This is a genomic window from Arcicella sp. GW458-12-2-14-TSB2 (assembly GCF_059423785.1).
In genome coordinates, this window is record NZ_JBWKYN010000006.1 from 1 (window position 1) to 22,934 (window position 22,934).

General features: G+C 35.7%; 22 protein-coding genes and 4 tRNA genes. 1 reads left to right on the top strand and 25 read right to left on the bottom strand.

Annotated features, from left to right (window positions below):
- Positions 1–42: 42 nt before the first annotated feature.
- The 10 genes from nusG to AC07XN_RS01445 form a co-directional block, all read right to left on the bottom strand.
- A complete protein-coding gene (gene nusG / locus AC07XN_RS01400; RefSeq protein WP_309915013.1) occupies positions 43–594 on the bottom strand; it encodes a transcription termination/antitermination protein NusG in 552 nt (183 codons plus the stop codon).
- A gap of 100 nt (positions 595–694) precedes the next feature.
- Positions 695–880 (bottom strand): preprotein translocase subunit SecE, encoded by a 186-nt coding sequence (gene secE, locus AC07XN_RS01405; protein WP_309915010.1) that lies wholly within the window; start codon positions 878–880, stop codon positions 695–697.
- Between the two features lie 160 nt (positions 881–1,040).
- Positions 1,041–1,111 (bottom strand) — tRNA-Trp (locus tag AC07XN_RS01410).
- A gap of 121 nt (positions 1,112–1,232) precedes the next feature.
- Positions 1,233–2,420, bottom strand: coding sequence for an elongation factor Tu (tuf, locus tag AC07XN_RS01415; protein WP_309915007.1), 1,188 nt, complete (start codon positions 2,418–2,420; stop codon positions 1,233–1,235).
- 160 nt (positions 2,421–2,580) lie between these two features.
- Positions 2,581–2,652: transfer RNA gene (locus tag AC07XN_RS01420), tRNA-Thr, on the bottom strand.
- Between the two features lie 113 nt (positions 2,653–2,765).
- Positions 2,766–2,838 (bottom strand) — tRNA-Gly (locus AC07XN_RS01425).
- A 74-nt stretch (positions 2,839–2,912) separates the two neighbouring features.
- A tRNA-Tyr gene (locus AC07XN_RS01430) sits at positions 2,913–2,995 on the bottom strand.
- Between the two features lie 227 nt (positions 2,996–3,222).
- Positions 3,223–4,431 (bottom strand): outer membrane beta-barrel protein, encoded by a 1,209-nt coding sequence (locus AC07XN_RS01435; protein ID WP_494741783.1) that lies wholly within the window; start codon positions 4,429–4,431, stop codon positions 3,223–3,225.
- 160 nt (positions 4,432–4,591) lie between these two features.
- Positions 4,592–5,389, bottom strand: a complete 798-nt coding sequence (locus tag AC07XN_RS01440; RefSeq protein ID WP_494741784.1) for a hypothetical protein — start codon at positions 5,387–5,389, stop codon at positions 4,592–4,594.
- Between the two features lie 26 nt (positions 5,390–5,415).
- On the bottom strand, positions 5,416–5,964 hold the full coding sequence (locus tag AC07XN_RS01445; protein ID WP_407654651.1) for an RNA polymerase sigma factor: 549 nt from the start codon (positions 5,962–5,964) through the stop codon (positions 5,416–5,418).
- A 206-nt stretch (positions 5,965–6,170) separates the two neighbouring features.
- On the opposite strand from AC07XN_RS01445, the gene murI reads away from it, so the two are divergent.
- The gene (gene murI, locus AC07XN_RS01450; RefSeq protein WP_494741785.1) at positions 6,171–6,977 is read left to right on the top strand and encodes a glutamate racemase; all 807 of its coding nucleotides are present in this window, start codon (positions 6,171–6,173) and stop codon (positions 6,975–6,977) included.
- Positions 6,978–7,014: 37 nt separating this feature from the next.
- Here murI and AC07XN_RS01455 read toward each other — a convergent pair whose 3' ends face one another.
- The 15 genes from AC07XN_RS01455 to AC07XN_RS01525 all read right to left on the bottom strand — a co-directional run bounded on the left by AC07XN_RS01455 (position 7,015) and on the right by AC07XN_RS01525 (position 22,921).
- Positions 7,015–7,284, bottom strand: a complete 270-nt coding sequence (locus tag AC07XN_RS01455; protein ID WP_309914993.1) for a hypothetical protein — start codon at positions 7,282–7,284, stop codon at positions 7,015–7,017.
- A gap of 21 nt (positions 7,285–7,305) precedes the next feature.
- Positions 7,306–7,842 (bottom strand): DUF420 domain-containing protein, encoded by a 537-nt coding sequence (locus tag AC07XN_RS01460; protein ID WP_494741786.1) that lies wholly within the window; start codon positions 7,840–7,842, stop codon positions 7,306–7,308.
- A 20-nt stretch (positions 7,843–7,862) separates the two neighbouring features.
- A complete protein-coding gene (locus AC07XN_RS01465; RefSeq protein ID WP_309914987.1) occupies positions 7,863–8,588 on the bottom strand; it encodes an SCO family protein in 726 nt (241 codons plus the stop codon).
- A 101-nt stretch (positions 8,589–8,689) separates the two neighbouring features.
- Entirely contained in the window at positions 8,690–9,007 is a 318-nt protein-coding gene (locus AC07XN_RS01470) for a cytochrome C oxidase subunit IV family protein (protein WP_309914983.1), read from the bottom strand.
- A 27-nt stretch (positions 9,008–9,034) separates the two neighbouring features.
- Positions 9,035–9,793: a cytochrome c oxidase subunit 3 gene (locus AC07XN_RS01475; RefSeq protein WP_494741787.1), complete on the bottom strand. Its 759-nt coding sequence runs from the start codon at positions 9,791–9,793 to the stop codon at positions 9,035–9,037.
- A 53-nt stretch (positions 9,794–9,846) separates the two neighbouring features.
- Entirely contained in the window at positions 9,847–10,440 is a 594-nt protein-coding gene (locus AC07XN_RS01480) for a cytochrome c oxidase subunit 3 (protein ID WP_309914978.1), read from the bottom strand.
- A gap of 30 nt (positions 10,441–10,470) precedes the next feature.
- The gene (cyoE, locus tag AC07XN_RS01485; RefSeq protein ID WP_309914974.1) at positions 10,471–11,358 is read right to left on the bottom strand and encodes a heme o synthase; all 888 of its coding nucleotides are present in this window, start codon (positions 11,356–11,358) and stop codon (positions 10,471–10,473) included.
- A gap of 38 nt (positions 11,359–11,396) precedes the next feature.
- Positions 11,397–12,380 carry a COX15/CtaA family protein gene (locus AC07XN_RS01490; RefSeq protein WP_494741788.1) on the bottom strand — a complete coding sequence of 328 codons (984 nt, stop codon included), beginning with the start codon at positions 12,378–12,380 and terminating at the stop codon, positions 11,397–11,399.
- Between the two features lie 150 nt (positions 12,381–12,530).
- Positions 12,531–14,414, bottom strand: a complete 1,884-nt coding sequence (locus AC07XN_RS01495; RefSeq protein WP_309914968.1) for a cytochrome c oxidase subunit I — start codon at positions 14,412–14,414, stop codon at positions 12,531–12,533.
- Between the two features lie 35 nt (positions 14,415–14,449).
- A complete protein-coding gene (locus tag AC07XN_RS01500; RefSeq protein ID WP_494741789.1) occupies positions 14,450–15,556 on the bottom strand; it encodes a cytochrome c oxidase subunit II in 1,107 nt (368 codons plus the stop codon).
- Between the two features lie 91 nt (positions 15,557–15,647).
- Positions 15,648–16,988 carry a quinol:cytochrome C oxidoreductase gene (locus tag AC07XN_RS01505; RefSeq protein WP_494741790.1) on the bottom strand — a complete coding sequence of 447 codons (1,341 nt, stop codon included), beginning with the start codon at positions 16,986–16,988 and terminating at the stop codon, positions 15,648–15,650.
- Between the two features lie 79 nt (positions 16,989–17,067).
- The gene (locus AC07XN_RS01510; RefSeq protein ID WP_309914961.1) at positions 17,068–17,685 is read right to left on the bottom strand and encodes a c-type cytochrome; all 618 of its coding nucleotides are present in this window, start codon (positions 17,683–17,685) and stop codon (positions 17,068–17,070) included.
- 56 nt (positions 17,686–17,741) lie between these two features.
- Entirely contained in the window at positions 17,742–18,266 is a 525-nt protein-coding gene (locus AC07XN_RS01515) for a DUF3341 domain-containing protein (RefSeq protein ID WP_309914958.1), read from the bottom strand.
- 59 nt (positions 18,267–18,325) lie between these two features.
- The gene (gene nrfD / locus AC07XN_RS01520) at positions 18,326–19,735 is read right to left on the bottom strand and encodes an NrfD/PsrC family molybdoenzyme membrane anchor subunit (protein WP_309914956.1); all 1,410 of its coding nucleotides are present in this window, start codon (positions 19,733–19,735) and stop codon (positions 18,326–18,328) included.
- A 105-nt stretch (positions 19,736–19,840) separates the two neighbouring features.
- Positions 19,841–22,921: a TAT-variant-translocated molybdopterin oxidoreductase gene (locus AC07XN_RS01525; RefSeq protein WP_494741791.1), complete on the bottom strand. Its 3,081-nt coding sequence runs from the start codon at positions 22,919–22,921 to the stop codon at positions 19,841–19,843.
- Positions 22,922–22,934: the final 13 nt, after the last annotated feature.

The window sequence follows — 22,934 nt, forward strand, 5'->3', positions numbered from 1 at the left end:
ATCTATGATAGATATTCCTCTTTTTGCTTATGCTGATATTGATTATTTTTCTACTTGAGAATAGTTCAATTCAACTGGAGTATTACGGCCAAATATTTTAACCATAACATTTAATTTTTTCTTATCATCAAATATTTCTTCCACAGAACCTTCGAATCCTGAGAATGGTCCATCGATAACTTTGATAGTTTCGCCTTTAGAGAACGACGTTGGTGCTAATTCTTCAACAGCCACAGCCTCATCCATTTTACCTAAAATACGTTTTATTTCGCCAGCACGCAATGGGATAGGTGTTTTTGATGTCTTACCATCATTCCAGCTTAAAAAGCCAATAACACCCGGCATTGATGTAATTAAGTGGGCTACTTCACCATATTTAATATCTGCTTCAACAAAAATATATCCAGCAAACAAAGTTTTCTCACGCACGGTTTTTTTACCGTTACGCATTTCAAATATTTTCTCTGTTGGAATAATAATCTGTGGAATATAATCCTGAAGACTTTGTCTCGTAATTTCATTTTCGAGATAAGTCCTTATTTTCTTTTCTTGCCCTGAAACTGCCCTCAGAACGTACCAATTAGTCTCTGCCATTGTATGAGTATAAATTTCGGTTTGCCATGATAGATTTTGAATTGATGTAACATCCCAACAGATTTATCGCTAAATCCGCATTCCGAAACTTCAATTAAAATTATTGATAGAAATACTCTAATCCAGACTTGAAAAGAAAGTCAATCATACCAACCACCAATGCAAAAATTAAAGATGCCACTAATACAAGTGTTGAACTTGCCTGTAATTCTGAAAATTTAGGCCATGTTACATTTTCTGTAACTTCTGTCCAAGACTCTTTAACAAGTTGTTGTAATTTGTTCATGGTTTCTATTGTTCGTAATTAAGCTAATAATTTACACTATTTATAAAGCAAAAATGTGGTGCTTATAAACTTTTAAGTTCCAATATTTTAGGCTTTAAATTTAGTACATTATAAACAATGTAAGTAAAATTAAAATCTAAAACTTGGAACTTAAACTAAGCACGGGAACAAGGATTCGAACCCTGATCAAGGGTGTTGGAGACCCGCATTCTACCATTGAACTATTCCCGTGTAAATCGACTGCAAAGATAGTTGTTTATCCTAAACTTGCAAAAAAAATACTGACAAATTTATTCTAAAAAAAGAGAGCGTTACATATTTGCAACGCTCTCAATCTATTTTTAGCTAAAAATTAGTCTAAAATTTCAGTTACCTGACCAGCACCTACTGTACGTCCACCCTCACGGATAGCGAAACGAAGACCTTTGTCCATCGCTACTTTGTTCAATAAAGTTACTGAGATAGTTAAGTTATCACCAGGCATACACATTTCTACTCCTTCTGGCAACATGATTTCTCCTGTTACGTCAGTTGTACGGAAATAGAATTGTGGACGATATTTGTTAAAGAATGGAGTGTGACGACCACCTTCTTCTTTAGACAAGATATAAACCTCAGCTTTGAATTTAGTGTGAGGCTTCACAGAACCTGGCTTACAAATAACCATACCACGACGGATAGATTCTTTGTCGATACCACGTAACAATAAACCTACGTTATCACCAGCTTCACCACGGTCAAGGATTTTACGGAACATCTCAACACCAGTTACAACTGATTTCAAGCCTTCAGCACCCATACCTAAGATATCTACTGCTTCACCAGAGTTGATGATACCAGTTTCGATACGACCAGTAGCAACAGTACCACGACCTGTGATCGAGAATACGTCTTCAACTGGCATCAAGAAAGGCTTATCAACATCACGCTTAGGAAGTGGAATCCAGTTATCAACTGCATCCATTAATGCATCGATAGTAGCAACCCATTTCGGCTCACCGTTCAAACCACCTAATGCAGAACCTTGGATTACTGGAATGTTATCTCCATCAAATTCATAGAATGATAACAATTCACGGATTTCCATTTCTACTAATTCTAACAATTCTGGATCGTCAACCATATCCACTTTGTTCATGAATACAACCAATTGAGGTACACCTACTTGGCGAGACAACAAGATGTGTTCACGAGTTTGTGGCATTGGACCGTCAGTTGCAGCAACTACGATGATAGCACCATCCATTTGAGCAGCACCAGTTACCATGTTTTTCACGTAATCGGCGTGACCTGGACAGTCAACGTGTGCATAGTGACGGTTAGCTGTTGAATATTCTACGTGAGCAGTATTGATAGTGATACCACGCTCTTTTTCTTCAGGAGCCGAGTCAATTGATGAGAAATCTTTTTTCTCAGCAAGTCCTTTTTCTGACAATACTTTCGTGATTGCAGCAGTCAATGTAGTTTTACCGTGGTCAACGTGACCGATTGTACCAATGTTTACGTGGGGCTTACTACGGTCAAAATTCTCTTTTGCCATGATATTTAGTTCTTAATTAGTTTTATTTAAATAATTGTTTGATACTTTTTACATTTGAAAACTTGAGGATTTGAATATTTGAAAACATTTTAACTTATTCTGTAAAAACAACAAAATAACTTTCAAATCTTCAAATTAAAACAATCTTCAAATTGATTCGAGCCTTTGAGCAGGATTGAACTGCCGACCTCTTCCTTACCAAGGAAGTGCTCTACCACTGAGCTACAAAGGCATTTTCAGAAACCTAACCCTTAGAAATTATAAGAGGTTAATTGTTAATCGTTTTTAGCTAAACTAATAACTATTAACTAATTAACAACTAACCACTTACTATTGTTCCCTATGAGCGGGAGACGGGGCTCGAACCCGCCACCTATAGCTTGGAAGGCTATCGCTCTACCAAATGAGCTACTCCCGCTTACTCTTATAATAGTGAAGATGATTGAGTATTGAATTTTAAACGTTTATTTAAATATTCACTCATTCAAATCGTGGGGGCGGATGGATTCGAACCACCGAAGGAATACTCCAGCAGAGTTACAGTCTGCCCCATTTGGCCACTCTGGTACACCCCCATTTTCTCTACTTTTGAACTGCTTACGTTTAGCGTTCTGGTGAAAGAGTGTGCAAAGGTAAGTTTATTTTTTATTTTGTCAAACGTTAAATAAAAAAAATTTCACTTTTTTTTCGCAAAAAATTCTAATTCATTGATAATTCGACAGTTACAAAATTGGCATTTATTGAATATTTTTGATTTAAAATATCCAATAAATGCCAAGCTCAATTAATTATATTCCTTAACTTATAATCTTATTCCAAAACTTACGCCACTTATGCCTGGGCCTCTGCCATCTTGATACAATTTGTTTAAATCATAGTTTACAAACAAATCAGGGAAATTTTTCAATCCTAATTCAAAAGCCAAACCATAACGAAGATTATTCAAATAGAAGCTACTATGGTTCCATTTCTTAGCACCACTATCTTCTTCTTTCGTTTTTGTATAGCTGTCTATTCTATAACCTACGTATCCACCAGCAGCAATGTAAGTAACTACACTATTCTTTCTGAAAGCCACATAGGGCATTATCGGAATATTGATATTAGCCACTGTTAATTTATTTCTTGAAAGTGGAATTACATTACCTGCAGCATCTTTATAGTTGGCAAACTCTATATTGTTCGCTCCTTTCACTAAATAGTTATTGTTTTCGAACATATAGTTGTTCCAGGATACTTCAAGGCCATAGCTTATCTTCAAAGCTGCTTTTGTTCCCTTACTAATCATTCCGCTTCTTGTCCAACCAAAGCCAAAGTATCTTGAACCGAATGGGCTTAATTCAAAATCCTTAGTATTATATATTCCAGAGATACTTCCTGTGTTAGCAAAGCTATTAAAGCCAAAGTAAATATTGAATCCTGAGCGACTACTAAAACCTTGTTCTCTTCTATTAACTTTAGCTGTATCTTTCAACATCACTTTTACTTCGTCATCACCATCTTTCACCAGTACTCCGTTCCAGCTTACATGTACTTCTTCATTACCATCTTTTACGTGTACACCACCTAACCCTATTTTTACATTAGCACCGCTATTTCCATTGGATACGTTTCTATTAGATGATTGATTAACGCTAGTATTGCTATTTCTTGCAGTATCATCCGTTTTACCATTAATCGCCACATTGATACTCTTATTGTTTTGGACAATTACCAATACTGTATCTTTACTTAATTCGCTATTTACTACTCTACGGATTCCTTTCCATGTTTCATCGTCAAGGTTCATTCCATTCTTTTGAAATAACTCTTGTAAATCTTCTTTTAAAGACCTGTTCGGATTTTTACTGTTTAATAATGTTTGATTACGCTTATCGATATTTATTACGGTTGAATCCTTTTCGTTCGAGTTAGCCAAACTTTTAAAACTTGTTATTGAGATAACAAAAAATGATACGATTATTGAAAAAGTAATTTTGCTCATCACTCTCTTCATTTGGTACGTTTCCATGGCGATTTTATTTATTGTTTTAGGTTTTTTAGAGATTTCTTTACTCTTAATTCTTATCCCCGCATGCCCTGGTTTTGAATTAAATTAGTAGTTATTCTAAAAACTTGTTGTTTGTATTTAAGATGCAATTGCTTAAGTTCTGGTTGCATCAATTATTTTTTTATTTTTCTGTTTCTTCTCCTTTTGTCAGTGCATTCTCTATTTTAGCATCTGCTCTGGCCAATAGCTTTTGGGGCTTAAATCCAACTTCTTTCCAATCTACATTCTCACCATTTTTAGCTCTTTTCAACTGTTGCCAGATTCTATTAAACTTGCTAGGTTTTCTGTTAGCACTTTCGTCCAATGGCGTTGTTTCCGCTACAGCGTCTGTTGGTGTTTCTATCAGATTCAACACAATCGTTTCTTTCTCTGCCTCTTTATTCACTTTCGGCGTATTCTCTACTACTAAAACAATTGTGCTTGGTGCTATCTCAGGTTTTGGTATTTGTATTGGTGCTATATTTTTCACCAATATTGGTTCATCCTTAGTGCTAATTAAATTTTTCTCAGCACCTGTCTTACCTGTTTTAATTGCCTTTTCTGTGCTAATATCAGGCACTATCTTTGTTCTAGACTTTTCTGTAGCATTGCTTGCTATCGAAATATTATCATGAGCAATTGGCGAAGCTATATCTTTCGCAATTTCACCCGTTTTCTTTTCAGTTGAAATTGTTTTTGTTGGGTTAGAAGCCATCTTGATAGCATCCAAATCTTTCGGAGTATTCATCCAATAAATGCCCGAAGCCAGCAATAATGCTACCGAAGCAGCCGAGGCATACCGCCACCACAATGGTATCAGTTTGCTTTCTTGTTTATCTAGCTTTGCTTGTAGTTTTTCCCATGCAACACTACGTGGCTGACGCTCGTATTGCTGTAGTCGTTCGGCAAAAAACTTATCGATATTTTCTTGACTTTTCATATAATTTTCGATTAATCAAAATCGAGTTAAATCGTTTGAACTACTGCATTTTGTAAAATTACTCTTGCCCTTGATAGTTGCGATTTTGAAGTACTCTCTGTAATCCCCAATTGTTCCGCAATTTCTGCATGAGAATACCCCTCTATCGCATACAAATTAAATACTGTTTTATAGCCTGTCGGCAACTTCTCAATCAACTTTAGTAAATCTTTTGTTTCAAGGTCTGTTCTAAATTGTTCTGGTTCGGGTTCGTAAAGAATTTGATCATAACTTACTTCAAATTGGGCTTTTTTATTACTTCTCAGATACATCAATGATTCGTTCACCATTATCCGTCGAATCCATCCTTCAAAGCTTCCCTCCAATTTAAAACTATTAATTTTATCAAATACTTTCACGAAACCTTCAATCATTATTTCTTCCGCCTCAAACTCATCGTGTACATACCTAAAGCATATCCCCAACATTTTTGGGGAATACTTCTCGTACACTCTTCGTTGGGCCTTTGGGTCGCCTTTTTGACAAGCTTTCACTAATGCCTCTTCAGTTTGAAATAAAGTAATCAGTTTCACGATATAAGGTTCTGGTTTAGCTTTTTTATAAATCTGCGGTTCAGAGCAATTTGTTTACTTAATTACTTTCAAGATGAAATATACTAATGAAAGGTTGCACGATAAATATTGAATATTCAAATTTGTAAACAATAATTGATTTTCTTTACTAGATATTATTCATAAGTAGCTTATAGCCCATAATTTTCTTTATTTTTAATCTTTTTTCTATGAATTCTTCTGCTGCGATAGGCATTTTTGATAGCGGTATTGGTGGCTTAACGGTGGCTCATGCCGTAACCAAGTTACTCCCTAACGAAAATATCATTTACTTCGGCGACACTGCACATTTACCTTATGGCGATAAATCTGCGGCAGCCATTCAGGCTTATTCTATCAAAATTTGTAATGTCTTGTTGCAACAAAAATGCAAAATCATTTTAATTGCCTGCAATTCAGCCTCTGCCGCTGCTTACGAACTTGTAAAAGAATATGTTGGTAGCAAGGCTAAGGTAATGAATGTAATTGACCCTGTCGTTAATTATTTATCAGAAAACTATGCTGGAAAAACCATTGGCTTGATTGGCACTAAACAAACCGTGAATTCTAATATTTATCGAAAAAAAACTGATGCCCTTGAAAAAGATATTATACTAAAATCATTGGCTACGCCTTTGCTAGCTCCGATGATTGAAGAAGGTTTTTTTAACAATAATATTTCTGAAAGTATTATTCAGGAATATCTTAAAAATGAAGAATTAGCTGATATCGAAGCCTTAATTTTGGGTTGTACCCACTATCCTTTAATTAAAAAACAGATTGAACATTATTATAAAGATTCTGTAACTGTGTTGGATACTTCTGAAATCGTTGCTAAATCTGTTGAAGAGTTTTTATCTACCAACCATGCGTTGAATGGCTTAAATGCATACATCAAACATTTTTATGTTTCAGATTATACACAATCGTTTGAAACATCAACTAAAATATTTTTTGGTGAGCAAATCCGCTTAGAATATTATCCTCTTTGGGAATAAAAAATGGTTTCAGAATGTGTTCTGAAACCATTTTTTATTAACTAAAAGCTTTTCTTAATCGTTGTCTCAAAATAGTTTGAGGCGACATATTCTTCTTTGAACTCTTCCACCATAAATAACCCACTACTGCCACTAATAAATAGGGGGCTATAAGCAAGTATAAAATAGCAAAGTTTAAGTTTGATGCTATTTGGCTTCTACCATTTGAAACGGTACTTTCTACGGTCATTCTGCACATAGCACATTGTGCCAAACTCATTGATACCGAAACCAAAAATATAACTGAAGTTAAAACGAATTTTTTCATAAGTTTTTTCTGTAATAACAATTACTTGTAATACGGTGAAATCATTAAGTAAACTATCACACCAGTTACTGAAACATATAACCACATTGGAAAAGTAAACTTCACAATCTTTTTATGCAATTCAATCTGATTACTCAAGGCATAATACATCGCTCTAAGAACAAACCATACTACACTAATAGATAAACCAATATGCGAAAGTAAAAAGAAATAATATATAGGTCTAATAAATCCTTCGCCTCCAAAAGGTGTAGAAGGATTAGATATGTGATATAAAATATACAAAACCAAAAACAAAGAACCTTGTATAAACGACAAAGTCATCATTTTTCGATGCCATTTTATATTATTATTTTTAATAAAAATATAGCCAATAATTAATGTAACTGATGTAGTTGTATTAAGTACACCAATCAAATGTGGTAATATTTTTGTCCATTCACCTAAATTAATTTTTGTCCTTACTCCAATAAGCAGTGCAACTGCTACGGGAATAGCAATCGACAAAATATTCACAAGCTTCTCATTCTTTTCGTTTTTTTCTATCACTAAACTCATTGTATTATAGATTTTCTAATTCAGCTATTTGTTTCGTATATTTTTAATAGTACTCTCATTTCTAAAATTAGGCGATCTACATCTTTTTTATCAGTACCATCATAGAATCCTCTGATATGCCCTTCTTTATCTACTAATATTAACTTTTCAGAATGGATAAATGTTTCATCTGGACTTTTGATTGCTTTATCATATTCTGAAGCATCCGCTACTGGAATAAAATATCCTTTTACAGCCAACGGATATATTACTTTTTTTTCACCCGTCAAAAAGTGCCATTTACCCTTGATAGCATCATACTCTTGGGCATATTTTTTCAGCTTCTCTGGTTCATCGTGTTCGGGGTCAACCGAAATAGAAACAAAATTCACTTCATCATTCTGCGAAAATGTATCTTGTACTCTAGTAAGTTGGGTTGACATTTTAGGACAAATAGAAGTACATCTAGTAAAGAAAAAATCTGCAACATATATTTTCCCTTTTAGGCTTTCGCTTGAAAAAGCTGTTCCATTTTCATCTATCAATTGCCAAGTTGGTATCGTATGAAATACAGTATCCATTTCTGGCTGGTTCCAACGTGGATTCGGATTCTTCTTCAACATTACATTGCCTGTAGTAGAATCCGTCAGAGGAATCATATAGGGCAATTCATAATGGTTTTCCCCAAAACCCTTTAAATATAAAAAAATTAAAGCTGGAACAACTAACGCAGTGATTAGGATTCCAGCTTTTATAGACTTTTGCATGATTGTTTTCTTTAATCATTCTCCATGTTTAGGGTTGAGTCAACCTAAAACATAAGTGGATAATCACTTTTTCAAGCAATTATCCACCATAATTTGTTATATCAATAAAGGTGACCACCTTCGTAAATCAACGCTGTTAATAACCAAACCACGAATACGGTAGGTATCAATATAGACCAAATAAGCGTTTTTACTTCGTGCTTTAAGTGCATAAATTCTCCAACAATGAAAAATGCTTTAACAATTGTCATTACAACGAAGATACCAACTCTAAAATGGTTAGCTGGTAAAGTAAATGCAATAACGAATTCTATCGCTGTAAGGATTAGAAGAATCCAGAACGTTCTCCAGATAGCTCCTGTTTGAGCTGGTGGAATTACTTTTTCATCTGCATGTGATGAATGATCATGTGATGCCATTATATTATTAGATTAACAGTTATCGAATTATACTAGATAGAAGAATGTAAATACAAACACCCAAACTAAATCTACAAAGTGCCAGTAAAGACCTACTTTTTCTACCATTTCGTAATGTCCACGACGTTCATATAAACCTGTTGCCGTATTAAAGAAAATCAAGATATTTAAAATAACACCTGAAAATACGTGTGTTCCGTGGAATCCAGTAATAAAGAAAAATAAATCTGCGAATGCAGGAGGGCCATAAGGGTTACGTGTTAGGTTAGCACCTTCAATAGGGTTACCTAAAGCATCTGTAGCTGCTTTAGCTAAGTCCGCAGGGCCATGGATAAAGTGAGTCCATTCCCAAGCTTGTGAACCTAAGAAAGTAAAACCTCCAAGGATTGTCCAAAGCATCCATTTTTCAACATCAGCACGGTCGCCACGGTGACCAGCTTCTACCGCTAATACCATTGTAACAGAACTGAAAATCAAAATAAATGTCATGATTCCCACAAATATCAATGGAGCTTCAACACCATGTAAGAATGGAACCGCTTCGAATACTTTGTCTGGGATTGGCCAGTGTGCAGTAGAAAAGAAGAACTTTTCATGCTCACCAGTGTATGCTGGCTGACTAAAGCGAATCATACCATAAGTTACCAATAGGGCTGAGAAAGTGAACGTATCTGAAAGTAAGAAAAACCACATCATTAGTTTTCCGTAACTAGCTTTCAAAGGTTCTGAACCACCCGACCATGTCAATTTTTCAGGAACGGCAGTAGCAGCGTGTAATGCAGACATCTTTTATAATTTGGGGTTTATTAATTATTTAAAAGTTCGCTAATTTAAACAGATTAACGATTAAAATACAAGAAAAAGAATAAATACAACCATAGGATATCCAAAAAGTGCCAATAAGTAGCACATAATTGGATTCTAGTAAGGTTTTTTGATTCAGCAGTAAACTTGAACGATGAAATCAAAGATACTAATAATACTATTAAGCCAGAAAATACGTGTAAGCCATGCAGGCCCACTAAAACATAAATCCATGAAGACGCTACATCGCTTCCAGCAAAATATAATTGATTCTTAATTAAATCAGAGAAACCAATTACTTGGGTTACTAAAAACGTCAACCCGAACACAAAAGTAATAGAAATTGCTGTTTTGAGTGTACTGAATTTATTTTTTTTTGCAGCACTGACTGCTAAAATCATCGAAATACTACTTACAAACAAAATAATTGTTGAATACCAAAAGATTTGAGGCAATTCGAACTCATGCCATCTTCCTTCTGCTTTTCTTACTAAATAACCTGATGTCCAACCTGCAAACATCATCGTTATGGAAACTATCGCTAACCAAAGCATAAATTTCTTTGGGTTCATCGAGAGCGTTTCTTCGGGCTCTCCTAGCTTTATATTGGCTAAATGTTCTTGTGTCATTATTTATTAAATGTCAATTCTAAATCAAAATTATACCTTGTCCATCAAAAAAGCTATCTGCACAATTGGCAAATATATAAATGAGCCAAACATCATCATCAAAGCGGCTTTATCCGTTGGTTTAGACATCAAATAGAATGTCTGAGATAAAAACAATACACCACACAATACGGCTACCATAGCAGAATTAATGCCCGTCATGTGCAAAAGATAAGGAACAAACCCACAAGGCACTAAAAAGATGGTGTACATCATCATTGTTAAGGCCGTTCTTAAGTCTTTGTGTCCGTTATTAGGCAACATCTTGAAGCCTGCTCTTTGATAGTCTTCATCAGCTACCCAAGCAATAGCCCAGAAGTGCGGAAACTGCCAAAAAAATTGAATAGCAAATAAAATACCTGGCTCTAAACCGAAATGATTAGTAGCAGCAACCCATCCAATCATCGGAGGAAAAGCTCCCGGAAAAGCGCCTACAAATACAGAGATTGGGCCCACTCTTTTCAAGGGAGTATACACAAATCCATATAATAGAAAACTTAGTAAGCCCAGTAAACCTGCTTTGTAATTAAATTCAATAAATAGGATATAGCATGAAATAATGAGCAAAATGATACAAAACACCGTAGCTTCATTTACCGACAGTCTTCCTGTAGGCAAAGGCCTATTTTGTGTCCTTTTCATGAGCTTATCTAGTTCCTTTTCTTTAATCTGGTTGACAATATTGGCAGAACCAGTAATAAAAAAACCACCCAAGCTAATCGCTATTACTTTTTGCCAATCAATATGGTCTACTGCCAAAGAATATCCAAAGGCTCCCGAAAAGGCTACTAAAGCAGATAATCTAAATTTTAATAACTCGTAATAAGCTTTTACTTTTAAAGCTATTCCTATTGGAATATTTTCTTCTTTTGAGATCATTTTACTAGCATGAATATCAAATATTCATTTTAATATAATTAATTCTTTACTACGCCTAGTTCAGTTCTTGCTTTGAAAACACGTTCTGAATTTGTTAACAAGTAAATGATAAATTGAATACCTAAAGACAATATCGCAAGCGTAAGGTGAATGGGCTGAATATATGCTGGTACACCAAAATAAGCCATAATAATACCCGATAGCACTTCAATAACAACGATAACTAACAATGTTATCATGAATTTGTAAATCAGTCCTTCTGCATTAATATTCTTCTTTAAATAAACAATTAAATACACATGCAACGCCAGAATAAGCAATGAATATGAGCGGTGAATCATAAAGGGTAAGCCCATTTGCTCAATCCATGTATTTCTATCATAACCAAACAAAGGATTAGCAATTACTTTATCTATTGCCTCTCGTACTTGTGTTCCTAATAATACCTGTGAGGTTGAAACGACCAACGTCAAAATCAATAGACGATTTAAGGTTGATTTGTTTTCAATTTTTTCAACTTTAATAACCTCAGACCATGCTCTGGCAATCGAATACAACAATACAAATACTACTAACACTGCTAATAACATGTGCAAAGTTACTACACCAGGCTTTAAAAATGAATCAACTACATATTTTCCTAATGCGCCGTTGGCTCCTATCAAAATAACTCCTAAAAATGATAAATAAACGATTACTCTATCTTTCTTGAAGTAATAATAAATTGATGCTATAAATGTGGCAAATACTACTAACCCTGTAAACGCTCCTACTAATCTATTAGCATATTCAATCCATGTTTTTGTTGCATTGAATTCTACTTCACCATGCAACTTTTCGGCATAAATCTCTTGGTAGTTAGGGGGTAATTGGCTTACGTCTGTTGGTGGTACTAACATGCCAAAACATTTTGGCCAATCAGGACAACCCATTCCCGAACCGGTACTTCTCACAATTCCACCTGCCAACACTAACAGATAAATAGTAATGATTGTTAATATCCCTAATTTTCTAAAAAGCATTATTAGAATATTTATGACATTGATAAAACAAATTCATTCAACATGATTATTGCATCGACTGAATGATTCTTCTAAAAAGAAAAATTGAGAATATATTAATTTAAGGCGACCTAAATTAACACATTCTCAATCTTAGAGGTTTTTTACATCTTAGTGACTGTAAGATGAATTTTGAATATCTAATAAATCTTCAATATCCTTTTCATGCGCAATTTCTTCATTTTCCTCTGGTAAGTTAGATTCAGGTGTTGCTGAATAAGGAACGTTCTGAGGAATGAAATCTACTGCTGAACCTGGCTTGCTATAGTCGTAAGCCCAACGATATACTGCTGGAATCTCACCTTCCCAGTTACCATGTCCTGGAACAACTGGAGTAGTCCACTCTAAAGTTGTTGAATTCCAAGGGTTCTGAGGAGCTGTTTTCCCTTTGAAGATAGAATATACAAAGTTGATTACAAATATCACTTGTGCTGTAAATGTTAAGATAGCAGCGATTGAGATAAACATGTTCATATCAACAAATGCTTCCATTCTACCATTACCTAATGCCGTAAATGAATAATAACGACGTGGGAAACCTGCTAAACCTACATAGTGCATTGGGAAGAATACGCAATAAACACCGATGAAAGTTGCCCAAAAGTGAGCATAACCCATGTTTTTGTTCATCATTTTTCCGAACATCTTAGGGAACCAGTGATAAACACCTGCCATTAATCCGAAGAACGATGCAGCACCCATTACTAAGTGGAAGTGAGCCACTACAAAATAAGTATCGTGTAAGTTAATATCTAAAGCAGCATTACCAAGAATGATACCTGTTAAACCTCCTGAGATAAACAATGATACTAGACCAATAGAGAACAACATCGCTGGCGTAAAGATGATATTACCTCTCCAAAGTGTTGTAATATAGTTAAATGCTTTTACTGCTGAAGGTACTGCAATAATCAATGTTAGGAACATAAATACGGACCCTAAGAATGGATTCATACCTGTTACGAACATGTGGTGAGCCCATACAATAAATGCAAGCATTGTAATACCCATCATTGAACCAATCATCGCACGGTAACCAAAGATTGGCTTACGAGAGTTAGTAGCAATAATTTCAGAAGTGATACCTAAAGCAGGAAGTAATACGATATATACTTCAGGGTGACCTAAGAACCAGAATAAGTGTTGGTATAAAATAGCCGAACCACCTACGTTTGGTAAAGCTTCACCACCGATATAGATTTCTGACAAGTAGAATGATGTACCAAAGCTACGGTCGAAAATCAATAATAACGCTGCTGATAATAATACAGGGAAAGATAAAAGACCTAAGATAGCTGTAAAGAAGAACGCCCAGATAGTCAAAGGTAATTTAGTAAATGACATTCCACGAGTACGAAGGTTAATAACAGTACAAATGTAGTTAATACCGCCCATTAACTGAGAAACGATAAAGAACGTCATACTTGTCAACCATAATGTCATCCCTAAACCAGAACCAGGCATTGCTTGTGGCAATGCACTTAGTGGTGGATAAATTACCCAACCGCCTGATGCAGGACCTGTTTCAGTAAACAATGAAGCAAACATGATAACAGATGCTAAGAAGAAGAACCAATATGATAACATATTGATAAAGCCCGAAGCCATATCTCTTGCTCCAATTTGAAGTGGAATCAAAAAGTTGGAGAATGTACCTGATAAACCTGCTGTTAATACAAAGAATACCATGATGGTTCCGTGCATTGTTACAAGTGCTAAGTAGAATTCTTTTTCTAATTTTCCATCTACAATCCACTGACCTAACACAGGCTTCAACCAAGTTAAATCCATATTAGGAAAGCCTAATTGCAAACGAAAGATGATTGACATAGCACCACCAAAGAAAGCCCAGATAATACCTGAAATTAAGTACTGCTTAGCAATCGTTTTGTGATCCTCTGAAAAAATATATTTTTGAACAAAGCCTAACTCGTGATGCTCATGTTCATGCTCGTGTGCATGAGCGTCTGTAGCGTTTAGTGTCGCAGTTGCCATAATTAATGAAAATTTATTCTTTTTGAATAAGTAGTTTAACGTAAAGATGCCGTTCCAGCTGTGGCTGTTTCTGTAGCTGTAGTACTGTCTGCTTCAGCAGCAGGAGCTTCAATGTATTTTTGAGCTTTTGCTTTGAATTTTTCAGGTACTTTAGCTAAATAATCTGGGTTTTGTGTTAAAAACGGCTTTTGTTGTTTACACCATGCAGCATAATCAGCTGGCTCATCTACAAAAACTGTAATTGACATCCCAAAGTGACCACTTCCACAAATTTCAGTACAGTTTAACTTATAGTTGAAATCAGGATTTCCTGTTTTATAACGCATCTCTTCTGTAGAAATCGTAGGTAAAAACCAGAATTTTGTAGGCATCCCAGGCACAGCATCCATTTTAACTCTTTGATAAGGTAAATACACTGAGTGTAATACATCTTGAGCTTTGATTTTCAATAATACTGGTACTCCTTTAGGAATGTGCATTTCATTGGCAGTAAAATCATCAAATGATTTCTCATCTGTAAAGTCAATCCCAATGCTATTTGTATTGTCGATTAATTTGTAATTATTATTTCCTAATTTATTATCGTCGTTACCTGCATATCTAACATACCATCCGAACTGGTGACCAGTCACTTCAATCACTACAGCATTATCTGGTGCTTGTGAAGTAATGTCTCTCCAAGTTCTCCAGCCTGTAAATACTAATACAGCCATTACGATAGCTGGAATTACAGTCCAAATAAGTTCAAGTTTATGGTTAACAGGATAGAAAGTAGCAATCTTTCCTTTTTCGTAACGATAGATAAATGGGAAGATAAACAAAAGTGCATTCGTAACAAAGAATGCGAAAGTAATTACTCCCATTGAAATCCAAAACATACTATCTGTTTTCACACCATGCTCTGATGCGGCAACTGGTAAAAAGTCTGGTCTTGCGTGGAAAAACGACCATGCAGCACCAATAGAACCTAAAACCAAGAATATAATGAACCCAATTGCATTTAGATTGTTAGCGCCATCAACTGGTACATCAGAGTCAATATCTTGTCCTTTGATACCTTTTGATAAAGCCATACTCTTGCTGACAATCATAATTGCCAAAATCAAGAATATTACTGACAAAAGTCCTATTAAATACGTCATGTTCGTAAACAAATTTTAATTATAAATTCTTAATAAAATGTTTATCAAAAATGTTTTCTGTGATAAAACATTTTTTTTTAAATCAAAAAAATTAAATATCGTGGTGAAGAGCTTCTTCCAAGAATGGGTGGTTTTTAGCAATCAAAGATGCTTTTGTTAATTCATTTGATACAATGTAAATGAATGCAGAAGCGAAGATTGTAACCATTCCAAATTCTACTAGTCCAAATCCACCGTGTGGGCCAAGTACTCCTGGCATAATCATTTGATAGAAATCTAAATAATGACCTACTAAGATGAAGCAACAACAGATTTTCAAGAAAATAGCTGTTCTTTTTGCATCACGCGTCATCATTATTAAGAATGGGAAAAGGAAGTTGAATACTACGTTCAAAATCTCTGTAGCTTTATAAAGCTTGTCGTGTCCTTCCCAACGTTCTAAGAAATAGATAGTTTCTTCAGGGAAGTTAGCATAGTAAATCAACAAGAATTGCTCGAACCAAACATAAGTCCAGAAGATAGAGAAAGCAAACATGAATTTACCCAAATCGTGTAAATGGTTAAAGTTCACATATTGCATATAACCTTTATCTTTCAATAACAATACTGTTAAAGTAATCGTAGCTAAGCCCGTAACGTGCCATGAAGAGAACATATACCAACCAAACATCGTCGAGAACCAGTGAGTGTCAATAGACATAACCCAGTCCCAAGCAGACATTGAACTTGAAATACCCATTACTACAATGAATCCAGTAGCAATTTTTACCATATCGTAAAAATTAGTAGTACCACCGTTTAAATCTTCATCAATAGATTTTTTACGCATCCAGTTCCAAAGAACTAACCAAAGCACAAAGAATACAACCATTCTTCCTAAGAAGAACCCAAAATTCAAATATCCTGATTTACCAGCGATAATTTTATCATAGTGTTCACTTGCAGGGTCAGTAATTCCATGGTGCATCCAGTGGAAAATAACGTCTCCTTTAAAAAGGAATGTTAAAATCAAGACTGGTCCTGTTACCATCAAAAAGCGTGGAAACGCCTCTGGTACTCTTTTTAATACTGATGACCAACCCGCTTTAGCAAGGTATTGAATTGAAACGAAGAACATACCGATTACAGCAATACCTGTAAAATATACTCCGTTCAACCAAAGGTTTGCCCAGATACGGTTAGTCCAATCGTAATCACCATGATGAGAAACTGCCCCACCAGAAAGGTGTTCTCCGTGTTCAGCACCGTGTTCAGTAGCATGTCCAAAAATAGCTTCAATTAGTTTTTGCCCCTGAGGTGATAACAAATAAATTCCAACTAGTAGAGCTACAACTCCAGCCACAAAAGCATAAATGATTCTATTGCGACCCTCCGCCGTGAACTCAAAAGTTTCTTCGACGTTAGCTGGGGAAAAATGTGAATGTTCCGCCATTATACTATAAAATTTGTAAGTTTGATTTTATACTTTTAAAGAGTTTACCCTGAAACTCCGAAATGATTTTTAGCAAATACTATTGCTTTTGTAATTCATGAACATACAATACAATTTTCCAACGGTCAGCAGAAGAAATCTGTGAACCATGAGCCCACATTCTACCTTTTCCATGAGTGATTGTATGATAAATATGTCCATCATTTACACCTTTCAAAGCATCAGATGAATATACAGGTACCCCTGCATACTTTTTACCTACAAGGCCATCTCCTTTTCCAGCTTCACCATGACAGTGCTGACAGAATCTTTCATATTGCTCTTTACCAGCTTCAATGTTTTTTTCTGTAGGGGCAAATGGGTTTGATAATAGAGCCTCAGAAGAAGCCATATCTCCAGATTTGATATTACGAGCAATCAAATCCATCTGAAGTAATTTAGCATTCACAGAATCGCTTTGTGCTTTACCAAAATTACTACGAGGTACAGTTCCTTTTACAGGCAAACGCATATTCATTCCATAAGGGTTGATATGGTTTGTATCTCCTTCAGACTGTGACATTGGCTCATATGCTACCGAATGATACATATTTGGAGCAAACTCAGTCCCTGGATCGTTATGTTTGTCTTTACAAGCAGTTAGTGATAATGCGATGACCCCACTTACTAAAAGACTTTTTGTTTTGTTAGTAAACATAATTTTAGAAATATTTTTTTCGTCAATCACTTAAAAATCATTTCAAGTGACATAAACTAAAATTGCTTAACGTTCACTTCGATTGCACCAGTTGCTTTCAAAATTGATTCGATTTCTGATTCTGACTTTTTATTATTTGCCATATTAACAGTCAAAATAAATCTATCATCTGTGCTTCTTAAATCGAAAGTTCTTGGTTTTTTACCTGGCCATAAGCTGTTTGATACCAAGAAAGTACCCACCATACCAAAGGCAGTAAACAATACAGTACCTTCAAATGAAACTGGAATCCAGTCTGGCAAAGCAAAGAAGTCTTTACCACCAATAATCATTGGCCAGTCGAAAACCATTGTATAGTTTATCAAAGAGAATATACATGTTAATCCTAAACAGCCGAACAAAAAGGCTGCTATTGGAATACGAGTACGAGGGTGACCAATTGCAACGTCTAGTCCGTGAATTGGAAATGGAGTATAAACTTCTTCAATCTTTACACCGCTTTGTTTTACTGTGGTTACAGCATGTAAGACCTCTTCGTCATCATCATATACTCCTACTAAATATCTTTCTGTTGAATCCATTGTTTGAATCGTTATTCTGTTATTGTGATTTGTACTTTAGTAAAATGATTAACTAATTACTAATGAACATTTTCTTTAGATTTTTCTCCGTCTGGTTTCTTCTTGAAAGGATAGTTAGTAGAAACACCTTTCATTACTGACTTAACCTCGAACATATTAATTACTGGCAAGAATTTCGCGAATAAGAAGAACAACGTAAAGAATAAACCGAATGAGAAAATATAATCACCAATATCATACATTGTTGGCGAGAACATAGCCCAAGAAGAAGGGATGTAGTCACGGTGTAATGAAGAAACGATAATTACAAAACGCTCAAACCACATACCGATATTCACAATCACAGATAAGATGAATGATACAAGAATACTTGTGCGTAATTTTTTGAACCAGAAAAGTTGTGGAGAAATTACGTTACAGCTCATCATCATCCAATATGCCCACCAGTAAGGCCCAGTAGCACGGTTAATAAAACAGTAGCTTTCGTATTCAACACCTGAATACCAAGCGATAAAGAACTCTGTTAAATAAGCAATACCTACAATAGAACCCGTTACTGTAATGATGATGTTCATCATTTCAATGTGTTCAATCGTAATATAGTCTTCTAATTTAAATACTACGCGAGTAATCAACAATAAAGACTGCACCATGGCAAAACCAGAGAAGATAGCACCCGCAACGAAGTATGGAGGGAAAATAGTAGTATGCCATCCTGGAATTACTGATGTTGCAAAGTCCATTGATACAATCGTGTGTACTGAAAGTACAAGTGGAGTAGAGATACCAGCTAAAATCAAAGAAACGTATTCATAACGTGCCCAAGTTTTTGCTGAACCATTCCAACCTAAACTAAACAAACCGTACCAGAATTTTGATGCTTTAGTTTGTGCTCTGTCACGGATAGTAGCCAAGTCAGGTACAAGCCCTAAATACCAGAATACTAAAGATACAGAAAGGTAAGTTGAGATAGCGAAAACGTCCCAAACTAATGGAGAGTTGAAGTTTACCCAAAGAGAACCAAATGTATTTGGTAGTGGTAATGCCCAGTGGAATAACCAAGGACGACCCATGTGAGCCAAGATAAATGATGCAGCACAAAGTACGGCAAAGATTGTCATTGCTTCCGCAGCACGGTTAATAGATGTTCTCCATTTTTGACGGAATAATAGTAATACAGCAGAAATCAACGTACCAGCGTGACCAATACCTACCCACCATACGAAGTTGGTAATATCCCATGCCCAGCCTACTGTTTTGTTTAAGCCCCAAACTCCGATTCCTTGCCACCATGTCCAGAATAGACAATAAGCACCGTAAGCAAAAACTACGAGAGATACTCCAAAAGCAATTTTCCATTCTTTTGTTGGAGCCCCTTCTACTTGCTTACAAATATCATTTGTAACGTCGTGATAAGATTTACCGCCTGAAACGAGGGTTTCTCTTATGGGTGATACTACGTGCGACATATTTTAATATTTGATAGTTTTAATTTCAATGATGGATCAAAAAAAATGATTGAAGAGTAAAATCTATTCGTAAAATTACTCTTCAATGTATCATTCTCTACAATATTATGCGTGTTCTTTGTGTTCAGCTTTAGCCTCTTCTTTTTTAACTACTTCCTCCTTGTTACGGATTTTCACTAAATAAGAAATACTTGGCTTAACATTAATTTCTTCGATTACACCAAATGCACGGCCTTTACGTTCTACTGCTAATAATTTAGAGATTTCTGATGTTTCATCATTCATATCTCCAAAAGTAATGGCATTTGTAGGACAAGACTGAGAACAAGCAGTTTGGATTTCTCCATCTTTTGGTCTTCTCTTTTCTTTCTTCGCTTCTAATTTACCAGCTTGGATACGTTGAACACACATTGAGCATTTTTCCATAACACCACGTGAACGAACTGTTACGTCTGGGTTAATCACCATACGACCTAAATCGTTGTTGAAGTGGAAATCATACTCGTCTGTTTGGTAGTAACGGAACCAGTTGAAACGACGAACTTTATATGGACAGTTGTTAGCACAGTAACGTGTACCAATACAACGGTTATAAGTCATTTGATTAAGCCCTTCTGTAGAGTGAGTAGTTGCCAATACTGGACAAACTGTTTCACAAGGAGCATTATTACAGTGTTGACATAACATTGGTTGGAATACAACTTCTGGATTTTCAGAAGCATGTTCTAATCCTTTTACATCTTCCACATCTGCATCAGAAGAATAATAACGGTCGATACGCATCCAGTGCATTTCACGACGGTTAATTACTTCTTCACGACCAACTACTGCAATGTTATTTTCAGCATTACATGAAACCACACAAGCAGAACAACCTGTACAAGTGTTCAAGTCAATGACCATCCCCCATGCGTGGTTATTATACTTATGGCCATTCCATAATGTAATGTCCATTGCTGTTTTCTTACCTTCAGCTGTTGAAATTTCTGGTTTGAAACGTCCAGCTTCAACATTCTTTTTATAAGCACCTAAAACTGTTTCTTGAACAACAGCTTCACGAGCCATTACAGTGTTGTGAGTCTGAGTACGAGCAATTTTAGCTGTTTTACCAGTAGGTTTTACTTGTACATCGCCTGTATTAAAGTAAGCAATGTTTCCGTTAACTACTGATGTCAATGGATAAGCATTAACACCAACACCATCAGCTGATTTACCAGCTTTAGTACGGCCATATCCAATCGCAATCGCTACAGTATCATTTGCCTGACCAGGCTGAACAATAAATGGCAACACAACTGATTTACCATTTACTAATACTTCCACTTCAAGCGTATCTAATTCTACTTCTTGTTCTAAAGCTAATTTTTTAGCAGTTGCTAAAGATACTGTTGCATAATTGCCCCAACATGCTTTAGATACTGGCTCAGGACATTCTTGAATCCAAGGGTTGTTTGCCTGTGAACCAGAACCCATGATTACTTTTTCGTAAACAGCCAATTCCATTTTATCAGAAGTAGCTTTGTAGTTCTTAGCTACTGAAGCAGCAGCTTCTGCAATATTTACAACTGGTGTTGCAGCCGATACAGGAGAACCTATTTCGTAAACGCCATCATGTAATACTTTAGACCAAGCCACTTTTCCACCTAACGTACCTAACCAGCTATTTTCAAGATAAGTAGCATAGTCTCCATTCAATCCAGCCCAAGTTAAGAAGCTTGATTGTGCCTGACGCGTCTTGAAAATTGTTGAGATAGTTGGTTGAGTGAATGAGAAGTAACCTTTTTTAGGTTCTGAATCATTCCAAGACTCTAAGTAGTGAGAGTCAGGAGTGTTATATTTACAAAGCGAACCTGTTTCGTCTGCTCTGTCGTTTGTTGAAATCGTTAATCCAATTTTTGGTAATGCTTCTGCCAATTCAGCACCACGTGGGTGGTTATATACTGGGTTAGCATTGTAGAAGATTACCGCAGCAATTTGACCAGCTTTAGCTTCAGAAATAAATGAATTCATTGCTGCATCAGAACCTGAACGGTAACTTACTGGTGAACCAGCATCAATCGTTACGCCATAAGAACCTAATAAGCTGTTAATAGCTACAACAATTGATTGAACAGCAGGGTCATTAGAACCTGATACTACCAATGAAGCACCTTTAGTGGCTACTAAATCAGCAGCAGCTTTATCTAAATGGTCAATTTTTACGGCTGAAGTAGCAATCGTTGCAGCACCCAATTTAGAAGCTACTGCATTATAAAGTGAAGCTACTACTAAACCTTCTTGCGATGGTTTGTATGTTGCACGATAGTCAGCGTTAGCACCAGTCATCGACATAATTGTTTCGAACTGATAATGACGAGACATTTCTTTGTTACCACCTTCAGCAGAGCTTACTCTACGAGTTTTAGCCCATTGCTCTGAAAACTCATCACCTGACAACCAAGTTCCTAAGAAATCAGCACCAATCGAAACGATTGTTTTTGCTTTACTGAAATCAAAACTTGGAGCAATACCACCATTAGCTTGTACTAAACCTGCCAATGAATTAGCATCGTAAGTAACTAATTGAGTAGTAGGATATTTTGCAATAAATTCAGCAATTACTTTTTTAGTAGTTGGAGATAAAATTGTATTCGATACAATTCTAATCTGGCCACCTTTAGCGGCTACTTTCGTAAGCTCAGCTATAATTTCTTTATCTGATACTTTCCAGTCTGCACTAGCACCTGCTATTAAAGCTCCTTTTAATTTCTCGTTATCATAAAGGCTCAAAACAGAAGCATGAATACGAGCAGAAATACCTTTTGTAAGAGATGACTGAGGGTTTACTTCAATTTTGATAGGACGACCTTCACGTGTTTTTACTAAAACAGAAGCATAGTCACCTCCATCAGTAAAAGTAGATGCATACCAGTTGGCAATAGTAGGTTCTACATCTTCAGGTTTGTTCAAATAAGGAATAGTTTTTTTCACTGGCGCTTCACAAGCTGCCAAAGTAACTGCTGATACTCCAAAACCAAGTACTTTTAAAAAGTCACGGCGGTTGGTATTTGTACCATCAATAATAGCTTTTCCTTTTTCATCTGTTGTAGGGGCATCTCCAAATTCACGATGAGCATATTTTACAAAATCTGCTTCATTAGTTAATTCCTCAATCCCTCTCCAATATCGTTTTGTATTATTTTCCATATATGTAATATGT